Here is a 14,925-nt window from a genome sequence, read left to right as displayed (position 1 = left end):
ATGGGAACCGGTTACTTCGGCAAACTGCCGGCACGAGCGGATTTTGTCATCGGGCAGTGCCCTGCCGGCTTTCTGAAAAGCTGGGAGGCCTTCCTGATGACCGGACTCGCTCAATCCCGTCTGGATCTGGGCGCGGGGTGGGAGGAAGCCTTCATGACAATGCCGGTGTGGCGATTCTGGCTTTTGCACTCTTCAGAGGGTGACGAACCTGTTCAGGCCGTCGCTGGTGCTTTCATGCCGAATGTCGACAAGGTCGGCCGAACCTTTCCATTGACACTTGCCAGCGACATTCGACTGGAAAAGCAGAATGGTCGGCCGGAAGAGACCTGGTATGACCATGCCGAGGCAATCTTGCGCGACACCTTGCAGGAAGATGCCAGCCTGGAAAACTTTCAACAGGCTGTCGCAGGTCTGGAATCGCCACTTGCGGTGGAGGCAAGCGGCAAGAAGGGCAGGGATGCCGAATTACCGACGATGCCAGGAACGGATGTTCTGTCATCTGAATTCTGGTGCCGTGCAGGAGATGTGGGTTTTGAGTTTTCGTGTGCAGGCCTGCCGGACGCAAGCGCCTTTCGATGGCTGCTGCTCCCGGAAACCTACGCCGGTTCGGAAGCTCGACAGGACGTGGCAGGGAATAGTCATGGGCGATTTCATCCGGAGGATCATCGAACATGATCGAACAAATGGAAGCCTCTATGCGTGGCTTTGCGATTGGACTGACCCATGTTGGCCGGGTTCGGCAGCACAATGAGGACACGTTCTACGTTGACGAGGGCAAGGGCGTTTTCGCAGTGATGGACGGTGCGGGAGGAATGCATGACGGTGCGATGGCGTCCAGTCTCGTGCGTGAAGCCCTTGCCAGTATCGCGCAACCGCGCAGCGCGGAAGACCTTCTGGAGCAGTTCGAAAGCAGGTTGATTACCGCAAAGGACCGGATCGAACAGGCCGCAGCCAAGGCGAACGGAGCTGCCATGGGCACGACGATCGCCGCGCTTCTGATTTCCGGATCGAACTTTGCGTGCCTTTGGGCAGGCGACAGCCGTGTCTACCGTCTGCGCAATGGCCGTCTTGAACAATTGACGACAGATCATACCGAGGCGCAGGAACTGGTGGACCAGAACGTGCTGACGCCTGAAGAAGCAAGGACGTTCGCCCGCAGGCATGTCATCACCAGGGCGATCGGATCCGGGATCGAGCTTGAACTTGAACTGGTTTCCGGAAATTTGCGTCAGGGCGATCGGTTTCTTCTGTGTTCGGATGGCTTGACCGGACATCTGGACGATAGTGTGATTGGTACTTTCCTGATGAACGGCGCGCCGAAGCCGACGGCACAATGTCTTATCAATGGAGCGCTCGAAGAGGGCGGCTCGGATAACGTGACTGTCGTGATTGTCGATATCGATGCAATGTCTGCGCGCGAAGGAGTTCGCAACTGATGAACGTTGGTGCCCACCTGCTACCAGCCGGAACCCGGCTCAACAATCTCTATGAGATTGAGGAACATATTGCCGATGGCGGTATCGGGACGGTTTACAAGGCAAGGGACGTGGAAAGCGGGGATCCGGTTGCCGTCAAGGTCCTTCTCGCGACCTTCTCGCGCGACCCGATGATCCTGGATCTGTTCAAGCGGGAAGCAAAGATCCTTCGCAAACTCAAACACGACGCACTGACCCAGTACTACGTGTTCGCGAAGGAGCCTACGCTCGGCATCTATTACCTGGCGATGGAGTTCGTCAGTGGCCCGTCATTGAGCACGCGCCTTGAATCCGGTCCGCTTGAGCCGGAGGCGGTGGCACGGTTGATCAAGCGTCTGGCTGAAGCCCTGCAGGCGGTTCACGACCGGGAAGTGATCCACCGGGATCTTTCGCCGGACAACGTCATTCTCCAGAACGGCGATGTCGCGCAGGCCAAAATCATCGATTTCGGTATTTCGCGGGCAAACACGGGCGGGCCGACCATTATCGGTGATGGCTTTGCAGGCAAGGTCAATTATGTTTCGCCAGAACAGGTCGGCATTTTCGATGCCAAGGTGACTGCGCGCAGCGACATTTATTCGCTTGGCCTGGTCATTGCGGAAGCCCTGACCGGCAAACAGATCGACATGGGCGGCACGCAGGTGCAGATCGTCGACAAACGACGGCAGACGCCTCCCTTGGAAGGTATCGACAATCGTTTCCGTCCGTTGCTGGAGGCCATGTTACAGCCCGACCCGGCAAACCGTCCGGCCAGCATGAAGGAAATTGCGGACTGGACGCTAGGTGCTCCGATGGGGCGGCAGGACCAGGACCGCACGATCATTCGGCCATCTTCTGCGCCACCGCCGGAACAATCCGCACTGGATCAGCCGCCGCCTCAGGCAAACTGGGGCAAGCGCATTCTGGTTGCCTTGTCGCTGCTCGGTTTCGCCGGTGTCGGTGCCGGGGGTGTCTATTTCCTGGTAGGCCAATCCGTGCCCGAGCAGGACCAGAAACCTGTGCTTGTGGCACCGCCACGACCGAATGCGCCGGACGCACCGTCGCAGCAGACGAATGTGACACAACAAACGCAGACGCCAGCGACCCAGCAACCAGCAACGCAGCAACCAGTGTCCCAGCAGCCAACTGAAACGCAAACAACTGCGCTTCAGTCGCCTTCAACACAAACGCCGGGAACGCAGGCGCCGACGACGCCGGACAACACCGTACCGACAATTCCGACCACGCCTCCAGAGGAGACCGTCGACACGAAACCGGAACCGACCGAAACCGTTACCCGGCCACCCGTGACGACCGATCCGCAAGAGACGCCTGAAAACGTGACCCCCGAAGACCGGATCCGGAATTTCGTGAGCAGTTACCAGGCGGGCGATTGCATGTATCTGCAGCCGATAGAGATCGCGAGCCGTTCCGCAGAGATCGAAGGATTTGCTTCCAGGACGCCGCCATTCATCAGTTTCGACAGCGACTTCACCCAGTCTCAGGGGTTTGAAGCGAAGATCCAGGTCAACCTTGTGAGCGATGCGCAATGTCCGGCGATAGCTTTTCTGAGAGGAACACCACAGGGAAACGCCAAGACCGAATTGCGTCTCGACATGCAGCGAACGGTCGTGCCGAACGGCAGCAACATGGCCGGACGCATTTCCGGTTATGAACCATCAACGGGCGGGCTCGGGCTTATATTCGTCAACAGCAAGGGTGAGACGGTCAATCTGTCCCCATATCTGCAGACGGACGACCGGGGCGCCGGTTTCGTTGTGCCGCTGACCTTGAAAACGTCTACTGAAGAAACCGGTCTGATCATTGCAATGGTGGGCCCGGACATAACCAAGACGCTTTCCGAGCGCCGCGAAAAAGATCCGGAAGACTATTTCGAAAAGCTGATGCAGGATGGTCCGGTCTTGCGGGCAACGGCAACCACGGTCAAAGTGGTGCCCTGACCGGGAAGAGGCCTGGCGCAGCGGATATTCTGGCCAACCATGAAACGCTACACCAAACCGATCCATTTGCAGGAGCTGAAACCGCACCGGCGTGCGGACAGCTCCCTTGCATTGATCAACGTGGTGTTCCTGTTGCTGCTGTTTCTACTGGTATCCGGAACGCTGCGGCCGCCCTTGCCTGAAGGGTTCGACTGGGCGGAAACGCAACAGAACGATGGCAGCGGCAAACTGGAAGGCAGTCTTGTGCTGGACAGGGCAGGGACTGTCTGGTTCGACGGTGAAGTGCTGGCTTACGGCGACCTGGGCCCATTTCTTGAAGCCCGGCAATCCGACAGGCCCCACATGGTGGTTCAAGTCGACAAGCGAACCAGAATGGAAGCCGTTTCTGAGCTTGCCGACAGATTGAAAGCTGGCGGTGTGAAACGCCTGACGCTGATGACTGTTGAGGCAGGTGCACCTTGACCGTTGTCGCCTATAACAAGGACCGGCAATGGGATATCCCGGGGTACGTGTGGCCGGCTGTTTTGGGCGTTTCGGTTGCCTTGCATGTTTCGGCGCTGATCTACGGCCTGCCAGCGTTGCCTTGGACGGAAGAAGCCCTCTTGCCACCGGTCGAGACCGAAGTGATCCTGGAAAGTGGTGGTCTGCCATTTGAAGATCTGGCAAGTGTCGAAACTGAAATCGCACAACCGCTCGAACCGGACACTCCCTTGCCCGTCGAGACTTCTGTGCCAGTGGAAACGGTTGTCAATTCCGAGACTGCGGAATTCCTGGAGCCGGTATTGTCTGAGCCGATGGTCACCGAAAGCCCAGTCAATACACTGGTTGAAGCCGTGCCGGTAACGGTTCTGGATCAATCGCTTTCCGACGACACGCCTATCATTGAAGCACAAGAAGTCAGCCCCGTCGAAACAAGCCCGGTCACCGCAACGCCGCCGGAGCAGCTTCAGGTGACTCAGCCTTCTGTTGTTCCGCAAACCGCCTCCACCGTTGTGGCCGCCACGCCTGTACCGGATGCCGTTGTCGCTGTGACGCCCGTCGCGCCAAACGTTATTGCCGGATCTGAAGTCACTCTTTCCGGTGCCGAAGTCCCTGCCACGGTGGAAGTGATGCCTTTGGTCGCGGTTGCAACGGATATCGGTGAGGTTGCCACCGCAGGTGAGACGCAGACAATCGTTTCGGCTGTGCAGGAAAGTCCTGTTCTGGCTCCGCTCGCAGTCGATCAGACACCTGCCGAACCCACTGGCAACGAAGTCGTGTCTGAGGTCTTTGTTCCACAAACGCAGCCTTCCGTTGAAAGCCCGGGCATTGTTGCACCCGATACCAGCGTAACTGTCGATCCGGTGGTTACTGCGGAGGTGGATGCGGTATTGCCAGCGGAACAACAGGTTGCTGCCCTGCAGCCCACGGAAGCGGAAACGCCCGAGCTAGCGCCCAATGCCCCGGTCTCTTCAACGGTCCCCGCAACGCAGCCTCAAGGGGAGTTGACAGAAAACGTGCCGCCCGTCGCGGTTGCTTCCATCGATCCCCTGGCAAAGGTGTCGGACTATGTTGCCGGTTACAAGTTCGGCGAATGCACACATATGTCTGTTCTTGCAGCTGGTGCGGATACCGCGGAAGTTACAGCCTTTGGCGCAGGCATAGCGCCTTTCGCTATCTTCGATCAGCGCTTCAAGGCGGATCAGGGTTTCGAGGCAAAGATCGAAGTCCGACTGGTGACGCGCAGGCAATGCGCCTTGCTGGATGCTCTTGGCGTTTCTGAAGGCATTGAAGCTGCCGGTCTGGTCGAATTGGACCGGACGGTTGTGCGCAGCGGAACGCCTGTTTCCGGAGTGATTCAGCGTGACTTGCCGATTGAGCGGATTGCAAGCGCGGAACAATCGGGACTGGATCTCAGCGGCAGGGGGCCACCTGAACTGTACCTGATCGATGATGCCGGGCAGATCCATGACGGCCGGGAGTTTCTTCTGCCTGCATCGAACAGTCAGACGGCAGGCGGCTGGCGCTTCAAGGTACCGGTGACGATGATTGCCAGCGACAAGAGTGACGAGACAGCGCTCGTGCTCGCAATCTGGAACCGCCCTTCAGAGCGGCAGCCTTCTCGGTTCGGACGGCTTCCTTCCGAACGGTTGGCCGAGATACTGGCAGAGCCTGGGGTCTATTCGCTGACGGCGTTCAAGGTGTCACGCTGAGGGTTGCGATGATGAAGCACCGGCAGTGAAGACGCCGGTGAGGAGAACTTCCAGCGCAGCCCGCTCCTTTTCCAGCCTCGTTTCGAACCAGGTGACGGCAATGGATACTGGCATTGCAACGGCTAGGCCGCAGGCAGTTGTCAGGAGCGCTACCCAGATGCCACCGGCAAGCGTGGCAGGATTGGCGGAGGCACCCGATTCCTGAAGGGTCTGGAACGTTTCGATCATCCCGAGAACCGTGCCGAACAGGCCGAGCAAGGGCGAAATCTGCGTCACCAGGTCAAGTGCCTTCAGCCAACTGGCGAGGCCGAACAGACGGTCGGCAGCCCTGGCAGAAATTTCCTCACGTAGTCGTTCTTCCCTGATGTCGCGCACTTGAGAGGACAGGGGCTGCTGATCCAGCATCTGGATGGCATCCATGGCGCTGCGCACAAGTGCACCCGACAAGGACCTGTCCTTCAAAAGGTTTTGCGCGGCTTTGGTGCGTTCACCACTTCGCCATTGCGTGACAGCCTGACGAACAAGTCCGTGACGGCCAACACGGGCCGTGGAGAATTGAACGGTCTTGGCGAGGATGACTGAAAGCGCTGCAACGGAAATCGCGAGCAGGATGAGCACGACCGGCCCGCCAAGCTCCAGAAGGGAGGAAGATGTCTCGACCATGCGAAAGACGCTCCATCAGACGTTCAAGGGTAGGGTCAATCGCCGAATTCGATGGGTGTACGATTGCTCAGGTCCAGCAGATCCGGGCAATAGACATCGGTAATGCTGGAAGGCACACAATTCATGACGTCGTTGATGTGAAGCCGCGAAAGGCTGTCGCATGCCTTCCCGGCAAGATCGAATTGCAGGATCTTGGTTTTACCGGCGGATATGCGGGAGAACTGAAGACGCAGAAACTGATCCACCAGGCCGTCCTTGTTGAAGGCAACCATTTCCAGGCCGAGCTTGTCCATGGGGCGTTCAAGGCCATTGGTCGCGATGATCGAAAGGCGGCAGCCGCCGTCCGCTGTCGGTTGCAACTGGTTGAGTTCGAGGCTGATTTTACCCGTCACTTGCTGTGCCTGTGCGGGTGCCGCCAAAATGGCAACTGCAATTGCTATAAAAACTCTTTGAACCAGTATCCGCATCTTGTTCCCCCGGTTAATGCGTCAATGAATGTTGGAAAGGGTTGTGAATGCCGGTCTTTGCCGTCCCTAATCGTAAGACAATAGGACCGTCCAATCCTGTTTTCCCTCGGTTTCGACCTGAAAGAAATCTGCTTCGATCAGCCCGCGTTGCCAGCACTGATCGCCATCGAAAAGAACGAATTTTTCCTCGCGAATACAAAGCGTGATATCGCCTCCAAGACGGCTTTCGCCAAAACCGTCTGCTACGTGCAGATAGTAGCGTGCTTTCTCGAGAGGTTCCTGCAGCACCTGGCTGCAGGCGTTGGCAGTGATTGTCCACCAGCCTTCAGTCCGCATGCCTTCGTCGGTTTCATAGCCGATCGCGACGTTCACGAGATCAACGGACCCGTTGCAAACACGCAGGCCTGCGTGAGCAGCAGAAGTCGACAAAAAGCCAGCCAGCGCCACCGCCCCGAATAACGCGATTCCGCGTAACCCGATCCGGCGTCTTTGCCTAACCTTGCCGCTGTCGCGGTCCGTTTTCATGCTCGTGTTTCCAGTTTGCCAACCTGCTAAATACGCTAAGGAATTGCGAACCCGCGGTCAATTTAGGAAAGTCGATTGAGCTGAAGTGGTATTTCGGCGAAACTCGATTTTCGGAATGACCTGATGACCCGGGATGGCCTGAGCCATGATCTCCATCGAAACACCGCTTGCAAGGCGAAAGCGCATTCCGCTGACACCTCTGATCGATGTGATCTTCATCCTGATCATGTTCTTTCTTTTGTCTTCCACATTTGGTGTCTGGAGGCCGCTGGAAGTTGCGCTTGGTGGTGGTGCGCCGGCCGGGGGGGCAGAAGCACAATCGAACGCCAGCGTTCCCGCAGTCCTGATCGTCGTGAAATCTGTTCCCGGTGAAGATCTGTCCGTCGTGACTATTAATGGAAATGAACTGCCACTTGCAGGGTTGGCGCAGGAACTGAACCGGTTGGCAGAAGCTGGTGCCAGGGATGCTGTTCTTTTACCTGGCAAGGGAACCGATTTTCAGCAGGTCGTGCGGATTTTGGACGAAGCCCGAACCTCAAAGCTGACAAGTGTTCGGCTGCATCTCGATTGACAGGAACGCAAGGCGTTCCTGCAATGCAAACGAACCGTTCGTACGCAAAACCCCATCTGTGGCTACAAGAACGGCCCGGTTTTCAAGACCGGGCCGTTCTGGTTTGACATGTGATTACAAGTCGGTTGATCAGCGGCCTATTGCACCGCCGATGATGCCACCCACAACGCCACCGATAAAGGCTGCACCGGCCGGGTTGATGCTACCGCCATTGTTGTTGTTCGCACGGCGAGTGGTGGTGTTGTTGGTACGGCGCGTGGAGGTCGCACTGCGAGAGGCGCTGGCAGCCGCTTGCTGCTTGCGGTTCACTTCAGCCTGGTAAACCGAATACTGCGTTGCCGTTTGTGAGGTCAGCAAGGCGTATTGGGCGGCGGTGAAGTAACCCGTGGCGACGATGCCGTTGGCAGCCTGCCATGCACTCACACCGGCGCGGGTCTTCGGACCGAAGGCTCCATCCGGGCGGCCGACATCCTGACCAGCCAGGTTCAGGCGGGTCTGAACTTCGCGGCGGGCAGTACGGTTCCAGCCGAGTGAAGCTTCGGTTGCCTCAGTACCCGGAACGGCCTTTTGCGGGTCCGGCAGGGTAGCCACAACGCCTGTCGTGCTGGCGGCAGGAGCCGTTGCTGCACCCGGGACAACGGTCGGATTGACCGAAGCAACCTGGCTGCCGGCTTCGAGCCGCTTGATGGAATTGCGCGCAAAGTCCGCGAAGAGGCCTGAAGGGTAGGCATCCAGGTAAGCCTTGTAGTCAGCAACGGTGTTGCTGGACTTGGCGGTTTCCCAGATGAGCTTCTCACGTTCCCATGCAATTGCCGACTGGCTTGGGGAGGTCGTTGATGCATTGTTGACAACCGGCTGCTGCGGAGCGGAGGTCGCGGTGTCGCCAAGGGAGGCAACAGTGGTCGTCGCGGCCGGTGCGGCCTGCTTGTTCAGGAACACTTCGCCGATCAGAGATGCATTCACCCACGGGCGCTGCTTCTTTTCCGTCTCTTCATAGACTTCACCGGTAACGCGAGTCATGACGGTCTGGATGGAAGCGTTCGGCGTGTCGATATGTCTGATCAACGCAGAGGTGAAGGGCGAGTTCGCACCGTCGCCGTCCAGGGCAACATCTCCCGGGCTGGTCGCGAATGCGATCACGGAGCCTTCTCCGCCGGTTTCCTGAATCTTGATTTCAGCAAGACCTGCACCAATGCTGCCGGAGCGGCTCGGTCCCATGCGGCGTGCGAGGGTGCGGGCCAGCGGATTGTCGCGGCAGGCATCCAGGAACACCATCTGAACCTTCACGTCCTTGGACATCTGGCGCATGATGAAATCAACGGTAATGGTTTCGAAGTCGAGCGAGGTTTCATCCTCGATCGTGGCGTCGATAGGTACCAGGTGATTCTGACCGGCGACCTGAAGGCCGTGGCCGGCGTAGAAGAGAATGGCGATATCCGCGCCATATGCCTTTTTCGCAAAATCCATGACGGATCTGCGCATTTCACCATAAGTCTGGTCCTGCCCGGCGACGACTTCGAAGCCGAGGGCCTTGAGTTTGGCGGCCATCTGCTCGGCGTCATTTGCCGGATTAGGAAGTTGTACTGTGTGCTCGTAAGCGCCGTTGCCGAGTACGAGGGCAACGCGCTTAGCCAGTGCCGGAGCCGTCCCTGCGAGAATTATTGCCAGCACGGCGATCATTCGTTTGAACATATCCTGTCCTCTCGTAGATCATGGTTGCCTGTCGGTTGAACCGATCTTTACACGAGGTCTTTGTCCTCTTGAGAGGAACAGGTACCCCGGATGGCACTATGTTTCTGTAATACGCGTCACAGGAACGTCAAATAGAAGAAGCTGTCCCTGCAACCAACTGAATCCGGACCGCAACGGCCCGTTGATGACCCCACTAAAATCAGTTGCAGACTATAGCCAATCCTTTTTTTAAAAACCACTTTTCAACAGACAGTTGCTGCCATTTTTTGAGTTACGTTAACACGAAAGGACGTTAGGGAAGGTGGTAGTGGATTTTTTGCCGGCCTCAACTTGAAAACGGACCGGGTTTTTCGACCTGAAAAAACGCTTTGTGACTTGAATCACCGTGTTCGGGTGACTGTCTGGTAATCTGGTTTCATTGCAAATGCGCGTTTTCGCAGGCCCGGTTGAAGCCTGCACTCAGCGGAGAACACATTATGGCCGGAAGAGCAGATATTCTCAAACATATGAGAGCCAAGCATGTCGGCGTATTTCAGTCCGCAGCCCGGCTCTACAACGTTGCGATTCTGGTACGACGGACAAACACAGCATCCCTTGAGCACGTTGGCGAAACCTACGCCACGCCCAAGCGCCTGGATTGCAAGGCCAAGACTGCGGATTTCGATGTTAAGCCCGTCGGAAGCAAGTGTCCGGACGCGCAGCGCAAGAGCTTTGCGGGCCTGGTAGTCGATCCAAAAATCGTTGGCGAAAAGGCCTTCAAGGCGAGCAAGATGGCAAAGGTGATCGAGGAATGGGGGGAATTTCAAAAACAGTTGCGACCTGAAATGGCAACCTTCGAACAGCAACGGAAACTGACCTACATTCCGCGTGGAGGCGTTTATTTCGTCGAACGCAATCCAGAAGACCCCTATTTCGGCTGTGTGAAGTTCTCGTCCAGTTCGCTTATCACCGCGGCCAAGTGTGTGCACGGAGACTTCGATCTCTACGGCATTGTCGATATGGACGCACCTGACCAGCTGATCCGCGTCAGAGAGGATCGCCTGGGTCAGAAGCACACGCGCTCGCCAAAGTTTTTTGACGTGCAGCATTTCGTCAACAACCGGCTCGGCATTGCCATGGTCTTGCACGGATCGCAGGAAACCTATGCGACGGAGCACAAGGATGACGACCTGGACATATTCTTCCCGAGTGGACGGATAGAGTATGCCGGCCCTGCAGCCGCAGATATCGAAGCATTCTACAAGAAGGAATTTCCGGGGCGGACATTGTTCCGCAAGGACGAACCTGCCTTGGATATAAAAGGCAGTTACGTATCGCCAAGTGCAATTTGACCAGTAGCTTACGCCAATGCCAGATGCCTGCTTCTGAACCGGAAGGGAAGAAGTTGGCACGCCCAACGGGACTCGAACCCGTGTTTCCGCCGTGAAAGGGCGGCGTCCTAGACCGCTAGACGATGGGCGCGCGGTCGACGCGGCTGCGTCGTGGGGAGGCTTATAGGCGGGATTGGAGCAGCCCGCAAGAGCCTTTGCGACAATTTTTTGCAAGCCCGGAATCCCGGGCCTGCGCCTGTTGAAAACTGTCCGGTTTTACCATTCGCCGGTATTGGGCATGGAGGCCCAGGGTTCTTTGATTTCAAGCGCTTCACCCTTTTGAAGCAGCTCGAAGGAGATGTTGTCCGGCGAACGGACGAAGGCCATGCGGCCGTCACGTGGAGGACGGTTGATGGTGACACCCTTGTTCTGCAGGTTCTCGCAGAATTCGTAGATGTTATCGACCTCATAGGCGAGATGACCGAAGTTGCGGCCGCCGGTATAGGTTTCCGGATCCCAGTTGTAGGTCAGCTCGAGAAGTGGCGCAGCGTTTGCCTTTCCGGCTTCGACATCGTCGGATCCGGCGAGGAAGATTAGGGTGAACCGGCCTTTTTCGTTTTCGTAGCGACGGACTTCCGTCATGCCCATCTTGTTGCAATAAAAATCAAGTGAGTCTTCAATGTTGGTCACGCGGACCATCGTGTGCAAATAACGCATGTCCTATCCTTTTCCTCAATCGAGGGATTTTCCAAACGGGCACCGGACCGGCCGATGAAGTGCATTGATACCTTGCCCGAAGCTCAGCGCTTTGTGGCACAGTTCAAGGAAGGTTCCTACCGGCAGATCGTTGCCCTGACCGGGGCGGGGATATCGACGGACTCCGGAATTCCGGATTTCCGTTCACCTGGCGGGATATGGTCCAAACGTCAGCCTGTTCAATACCAGGACTTTGTCGCCGATGAGGATAGCCGCCTGGAAGACTGGGACCGCCGCTTCGAAATGATGGACTATTTCGCAAGAGCTGAGCCGAATGCAGCGCACCAGGCCATGACGAGCTTGGCGCAGGCCGGCAAGCTTCATTGCCTCATCACACAAAATGTCGATGGCCTGCACCAGCGAGCAGGGTTTCCGAATGACAAGCTTGTCGAGATCCATGGCAATTCCACATTCGCAACCTGTCTTTCCTGCGGGGGGCGGGCTGAACTGGAAGCTCAAAAGCCGATTGTTGACGCCGGGCAAAGTCCGAGATGTCCAGATTGCAGCGGACTGTTGAAGGCGGCGGTCATAAGTTTCGGGCAGCAGATGCCGGAAATGGAACTGGAGCGGGCAGCGGAGGCTGCTGCTGCTTGCGATCTGTTTCTGGTGTTGGGCTCGTCACTTGTCGTGCATCCAGCAGCACAACTGCCGGCCATCGCCGTTCGTGGCGGTGCAGACCTGGTGATTCTAAACGGCCAGGAAACGCCGCTCGATTCTTACGCGTCAACAGTCATTCGAACGCCTTTAGCTCAAACATTTGCGAGATTTGGCGAATAACCGGCCTGATTTCCGTAAATGGTCTGTGGTTAGTCCGACAATTTCCCTTCTCGCCAGAAAGCACAATGTTATCCTTTTGTTAGGAATCAGCTGGCTGGTGAGTCGAATTTTGCCTTCAGCTTAATGATGCGGACCAGAGACGGGACAAAAGGCTATGGGGGTTAAAACCGCACGGGAGCCCCGCGCACTCGAAACATTGACGGACGAAGTCGCCGTTGATGTACTCGAGATTGCCGGAACGATTAAGTGGTTCGACGTCGGGAAAGGATATGGCTTCATCGTCCCGGACGACGGCGACGGTGATATCCTTTTGCACGTCACCTGCCTCAGGCGAGACGGGTACCAGACTGCTTATGAAGGCGCGCGGGTTGTTTGCGAAGTACTCGACCGGCCGCGCGGTCTTCAGGCCTTCCGCATCCTGTCGATGGACGAAAGCACTGCGACCCACCCGTCACAGCTGCCACCGTCGCGCACCCATGTTCAGGTTGTCCCCGAAAGCGGTTTCGAAAAAGCGACCGTCAAATGGTTCAACCGCGTCAAGGGTTTCGGGTTTCTGACCCAGGGTGAAGGTTCAGAAGACATCTTCATTCATATGGAGACGCTGCGACGTTTCGGCATCACTGAATTGCGTCCCGGCCAGGATGTGCTGGTGCGCTTCGGCGAAGGCCCGAAAGGCCGCATGGCCGCTGAAATCCGTCCGGTCGGGACAGGCACCCACATACCTGCCTCTCACTGACCCCGCTTTCCGTCATTCTGCACATTGACTTGGCCGGACATGTTCCGGCCTTTTTGTTTGTCGACCTTCAGGCAATCTTCTTTGGCAAACGGGAAGTGTTATTCCGGCCTTGCCTTTGACTGCCAGTTACTCAAACCGGTTCTGCCGGGTCTTTCAGGAAGTTTTCAGAATGCGCCCTTTCTTTCTGTGCCTCTCGCTTTTTGCCGCAACACTCTGGATTTCGCTCGCGGGTTCGCCAGGGCAGGCGCTGGCGCAGGACCCGCAGCTGAACCTGCCGGTGGAAGAACTCGTCATTCGGTCTGGAGACAAGGAACACCAGTTCAAGGCGGAGGTTGCGGCGACGGACCGGCAACGGTCGATGGGATTGATGTTCCGCAAAGAGATGCCGGCGGAGCGCGGCATGCTGTTCCTCTTCGATGGGGAGGGCGACCGTTACTTCTGGATGAAAAATACGCCGCTGCCACTCGACATCATTTTCATTGACGCGAAGGGTGCCATCGTCAGCATCGCCGACAACACCACGCCTTTTTCCGAAGACGTCGTTCCCTCGCTTGGCCCGGCAAAGTACGTGTTCGAAATAAACGCCGGTCTGGCGGAAAAACTCGATATCTCGGCCGGAGACAAGGTCAGCAGCCAGTCCATGGGGCTGGAGTGAACCCGAACTGAACCTATTCCAGCCCGCCCGAAAATTCTAAAAACATGAATTATATGCGTTGACCGATGAGGCGGCCAGACTGGCGACCGACAGGACCAGCAGGACGCCTGTTGGTGCAGACACGGCGGTGATTACCGCGGAAGCAGAAAGCTCCATCACCGCACCGATGCACTGAGCCTTCTTTTTGTCCCCACCTGCAAAGGACACAATAATACCTGTCTTGTTGACGACTGTGGCACTGACAGCAACCATCGCGGCTCCTGGCGATAACCTGGTGGTGACACTTGCTAGATTCGCTGTCTGCTGGAATTGGCTCAAAGCAAAAGATCCTGCGCGAACGGCATTCTTTGTCCGACGGTCGGCAGAGGAGTGTCCAACGGCCATATTGGCTACACCTGCTGCTGTATTCGCGATCGACAGCTTTTTTTGGAAGATTGACGAATCTTCTGCGACAGTGATCAGCAGGTCAAAGGTAGCTTGGTATGCTTGCGGATCCTGAAGTATTTTCTGGGACTCGGATCCACCGAATTCTTTTAATGCCTTTGTGAAGTCATCTTTGGTGATCATCTACTTCTTTTCCTGAAATATATATCAAAAATTGTAATTTTGCTGATGTAAACGTTCTGGTATTTGAATCAATTGATTGGATACTTTTCATTCGGGAGAATGCCGCCAGTAATCGGGTTGGGCAAGCAAATATACTGAAGTTCGGTTTGCACTTTCGAAGACCGTGATGGCACGATGCCTTGGCCGTCGCGTTTACGAGGCTCGTTCGCGGTCATCGGGCACGCCGGTTAGCTTTTGCGTGCAAACTGAGAACAAAGTACGGGACATGTTTGTCAGGTTTTGCCCACAAAACTCGGATATTCTTGGTTTGTTCTAGCTTGACGATGGAGTCTGTGGCCTATAAATCCGAGCGCATCAACTGTTCGGGGTATAGCGCAGCCTGGTAGCGCATCTGGTTTGGGACCAGAGGGTCGCAAGTTCGAATCTTGCTGCCCCGACCATTCATTCTCCTGAAAATCGATGTGATGCGGTGCGCGTGACTTGGGACTTTGCAATGCAAATCCATGCGCTTGCTGTGGTTCCGTGCCTAAAGGCCGGGATAACTAGGGCCAAGCTACGCAGGCGTCTTGTGCAACTTATCGCCGCATAACAGACTGGCC

16 protein-coding genes and 2 tRNA genes are annotated in these 14,925 nt (G+C 56.6%); 11 read left to right on the top strand and 7 right to left on the bottom strand.

The features are described 5' to 3' along the window. From tagF to ACP90_RS15730, 5 genes are read left to right on the top strand one after another with little or no spacing between them, the layout of a single operon-like run. A complete protein-coding gene (tagF, locus tag ACP90_RS15750; RefSeq protein WP_062488876.1) occupies positions 1–675 on the top strand; it encodes a type VI secretion system-associated protein TagF in 675 nt (224 codons plus the stop codon). After that, positions 672–1,436 (top strand): PP2C family serine/threonine-protein phosphatase, encoded by a 765-nt coding sequence (locus ACP90_RS15745; protein WP_022999356.1) that lies wholly within the window; start codon positions 672–674, stop codon positions 1,434–1,436. Before tagF ends, ACP90_RS15745 begins: the two co-directional genes overlap by 4 nt. After that, positions 1,436–3,415 (top strand): serine/threonine-protein kinase, encoded by a 1,980-nt coding sequence (locus tag ACP90_RS15740; protein ID WP_062488875.1) that lies wholly within the window; start codon positions 1,436–1,438, stop codon positions 3,413–3,415. Before ACP90_RS15745 ends, ACP90_RS15740 begins: the two co-directional genes overlap by 1 nt. Before the next feature lie 39 nt (positions 3,416–3,454). Next, positions 3,455–3,877 (top strand): biopolymer transporter ExbD, encoded by a 423-nt coding sequence (locus ACP90_RS15735; protein ID WP_062488874.1) that lies wholly within the window; start codon positions 3,455–3,457, stop codon positions 3,875–3,877. Continuing rightward, the gene (locus ACP90_RS15730) at positions 3,874–5,607 is read left to right on the top strand and encodes a hypothetical protein (RefSeq protein ID WP_062488873.1); all 1,734 of its coding nucleotides are present in this window, start codon (positions 3,874–3,876) and stop codon (positions 5,605–5,607) included. The genes ACP90_RS15735 and ACP90_RS15730 overlap by 4 nt, the downstream gene beginning before the upstream one ends. Here the strand turns inward: ACP90_RS15730 and ACP90_RS15725 are convergent. From ACP90_RS15725 to ACP90_RS15715, 3 genes are all read right to left on the bottom strand, one after another. Continuing rightward, positions 5,599–6,270, bottom strand: a complete 672-nt coding sequence (locus ACP90_RS15725) for a MotA/TolQ/ExbB proton channel family protein (RefSeq protein ID WP_062488872.1) — start codon at positions 6,268–6,270, stop codon at positions 5,599–5,601. The two genes, ACP90_RS15730 and ACP90_RS15725, sit on opposite strands and share 9 nt — an antisense overlap. A gap of 35 nt (positions 6,271–6,305) precedes the next feature. Further along, a complete protein-coding gene (locus tag ACP90_RS15720) occupies positions 6,306–6,662 on the bottom strand; it encodes a hypothetical protein (protein ID WP_022999351.1) in 357 nt (118 codons plus the stop codon). Between the two features lie 141 nt (positions 6,663–6,803). Beyond that, entirely contained in the window at positions 6,804–7,262 is a 459-nt protein-coding gene (locus ACP90_RS15715) for a DUF1036 domain-containing protein (protein ID WP_082809755.1), read from the bottom strand. A 145-nt stretch (positions 7,263–7,407) separates the two neighbouring features. On the opposite strand from ACP90_RS15715, the gene ACP90_RS15710 reads away from it, so the two are divergent. Then, a complete protein-coding gene (locus ACP90_RS15710; protein ID WP_062488870.1) occupies positions 7,408–7,833 on the top strand; it encodes a biopolymer transporter ExbD in 426 nt (141 codons plus the stop codon). Positions 7,834–7,962: 129 nt separating this feature from the next. Here ACP90_RS15710 and ACP90_RS15705 read toward each other — a convergent pair whose 3' ends face one another. Beyond that, positions 7,963–9,525 (bottom strand): caspase family protein, encoded by a 1,563-nt coding sequence (locus ACP90_RS15705; RefSeq protein ID WP_062488869.1) that lies wholly within the window; start codon positions 9,523–9,525, stop codon positions 7,963–7,965. Positions 9,526–9,971: 446 nt separating this feature from the next. Between ACP90_RS15705 and ACP90_RS15700 the strand changes: the two genes are divergently transcribed. After that, complete coding sequence (locus ACP90_RS15700; RefSeq protein ID WP_145915780.1) at positions 9,972–10,856, top strand: hypothetical protein; 885 nt, start codon at positions 9,972–9,974, stop codon at positions 10,854–10,856. A 54-nt stretch (positions 10,857–10,910) separates the two neighbouring features. Here ACP90_RS15700 and ACP90_RS15695 read toward each other — a convergent pair. Together ACP90_RS15695 and ACP90_RS15690 are read right to left on the bottom strand one after the other, a co-directional pair. Continuing rightward, positions 10,911–10,986, bottom strand: a tRNA-Glu gene (locus ACP90_RS15695). Between the two features lie 125 nt (positions 10,987–11,111). Next, positions 11,112–11,552, bottom strand: a complete 441-nt coding sequence (locus tag ACP90_RS15690) for a VOC family protein (protein WP_022999346.1) — start codon at positions 11,550–11,552, stop codon at positions 11,112–11,114. 54 nt (positions 11,553–11,606) lie between these two features. Here ACP90_RS15690 and ACP90_RS15685 point away from each other — a divergent pair, with 54 nt between their 5' ends. The 3 genes from ACP90_RS15685 (at position 11,607) to ACP90_RS15675 (ending at position 13,759) form a co-directional block, all read left to right on the top strand. Then, positions 11,607–12,368, top strand: a complete 762-nt coding sequence (locus tag ACP90_RS15685) for a Sir2 family NAD-dependent protein deacetylase (RefSeq protein ID WP_062488867.1) — start codon at positions 11,607–11,609, stop codon at positions 12,366–12,368. A 154-nt stretch (positions 12,369–12,522) separates the two neighbouring features. Further along, entirely contained in the window at positions 12,523–13,104 is a 582-nt protein-coding gene (locus ACP90_RS15680) for a cold-shock protein (RefSeq protein ID WP_022999344.1), read from the top strand. Between the two features lie 169 nt (positions 13,105–13,273). Continuing rightward, positions 13,274–13,759: a DUF192 domain-containing protein gene (locus ACP90_RS15675; RefSeq protein WP_082809754.1), complete on the top strand. Its 486-nt coding sequence runs from the start codon at positions 13,274–13,276 to the stop codon at positions 13,757–13,759. Between the two features lie 36 nt (positions 13,760–13,795). Here the strand turns inward: ACP90_RS15675 and ACP90_RS15670 are convergent, their stop codons facing one another. Next, a complete protein-coding gene (locus ACP90_RS15670) occupies positions 13,796–14,326 on the bottom strand; it encodes a hypothetical protein (protein ID WP_062488866.1) in 531 nt (176 codons plus the stop codon). Positions 14,327–14,689: 363 nt separating this feature from the next. Here ACP90_RS15670 and ACP90_RS15665 point away from each other — a divergent pair. Further along, a tRNA-Pro gene (locus ACP90_RS15665) sits at positions 14,690–14,766 on the top strand. The last annotated feature ends 159 nt before the right edge of the window (positions 14,767–14,925 follow it).

The organism is Labrenzia sp. CP4 (assembly GCF_001579905.1).
GTDB lineage: Bacteria > Pseudomonadota > Alphaproteobacteria > Rhizobiales > Stappiaceae > Roseibium > Roseibium algicola.
The sequence above is the reverse complement of the archived record's forward strand: the minus strand, read 5'-3'. Positions and strand labels throughout refer to the sequence as shown.

What these genes read in the sequence shown, in the direction of transcription:
- tagF (WP_062488876.1), top strand. Translation starts at nt 1, where the DNA reads ATGGGAACCGGTTACTTCGGCAAACTGCCGGCACGAGCGGATTTTGTC.
- ACP90_RS15745 (WP_022999356.1), top strand. Translation starts at nt 672, where the DNA reads ATGATCGAACAAATGGAAGCCTCTATGCGTGGCTTTGCGATTGGACTG.
- ACP90_RS15740 (WP_062488875.1), top strand. Translation starts at nt 1,436, where the DNA reads ATGAACGTTGGTGCCCACCTGCTACCAGCCGGAACCCGGCTCAACAAT.
- ACP90_RS15735 (WP_062488874.1), top strand. Translation starts at nt 3,455, where the DNA reads ATGAAACGCTACACCAAACCGATCCATTTGCAGGAGCTGAAACCGCAC.
- ACP90_RS15725 (WP_062488872.1), bottom strand. Translation starts at nt 6,270, where the DNA reads ATGGTCGAGACATCTTCCTCCCTTCTGGAGCTTGGCGGGCCGGTCGTG.
- ACP90_RS15715 (WP_082809755.1), bottom strand. Translation starts at nt 7,262, where the DNA reads ATGAAAACGGACCGCGACAGCGGCAAGGTTAGGCAAAGACGCCGGATC.
- ACP90_RS15710 (WP_062488870.1), top strand. Translation starts at nt 7,408, where the DNA reads ATGATCTCCATCGAAACACCGCTTGCAAGGCGAAAGCGCATTCCGCTG.
- ACP90_RS15705 (WP_062488869.1), bottom strand. Translation starts at nt 9,525, where the DNA reads ATGTTCAAACGAATGATCGCCGTGCTGGCAATAATTCTCGCAGGGACG.
- ACP90_RS15690 (WP_022999346.1), bottom strand. Translation starts at nt 11,552, where the DNA reads ATGCGTTATTTGCACACGATGGTCCGCGTGACCAACATTGAAGACTCA.
- ACP90_RS15685 (WP_062488867.1), top strand. Translation starts at nt 11,607, where the DNA reads ATGAAGTGCATTGATACCTTGCCCGAAGCTCAGCGCTTTGTGGCACAG.
- ACP90_RS15680 (WP_022999344.1), top strand. Translation starts at nt 12,523, where the DNA reads ATGGGGGTTAAAACCGCACGGGAGCCCCGCGCACTCGAAACATTGACG.
- ACP90_RS15675 (WP_082809754.1), top strand. Translation starts at nt 13,274, where the DNA reads ATGCGCCCTTTCTTTCTGTGCCTCTCGCTTTTTGCCGCAACACTCTGG.
- ACP90_RS15670 (WP_062488866.1), bottom strand. Translation starts at nt 14,326, where the DNA reads ATGATCACCAAAGATGACTTCACAAAGGCATTAAAAGAATTCGGTGGA.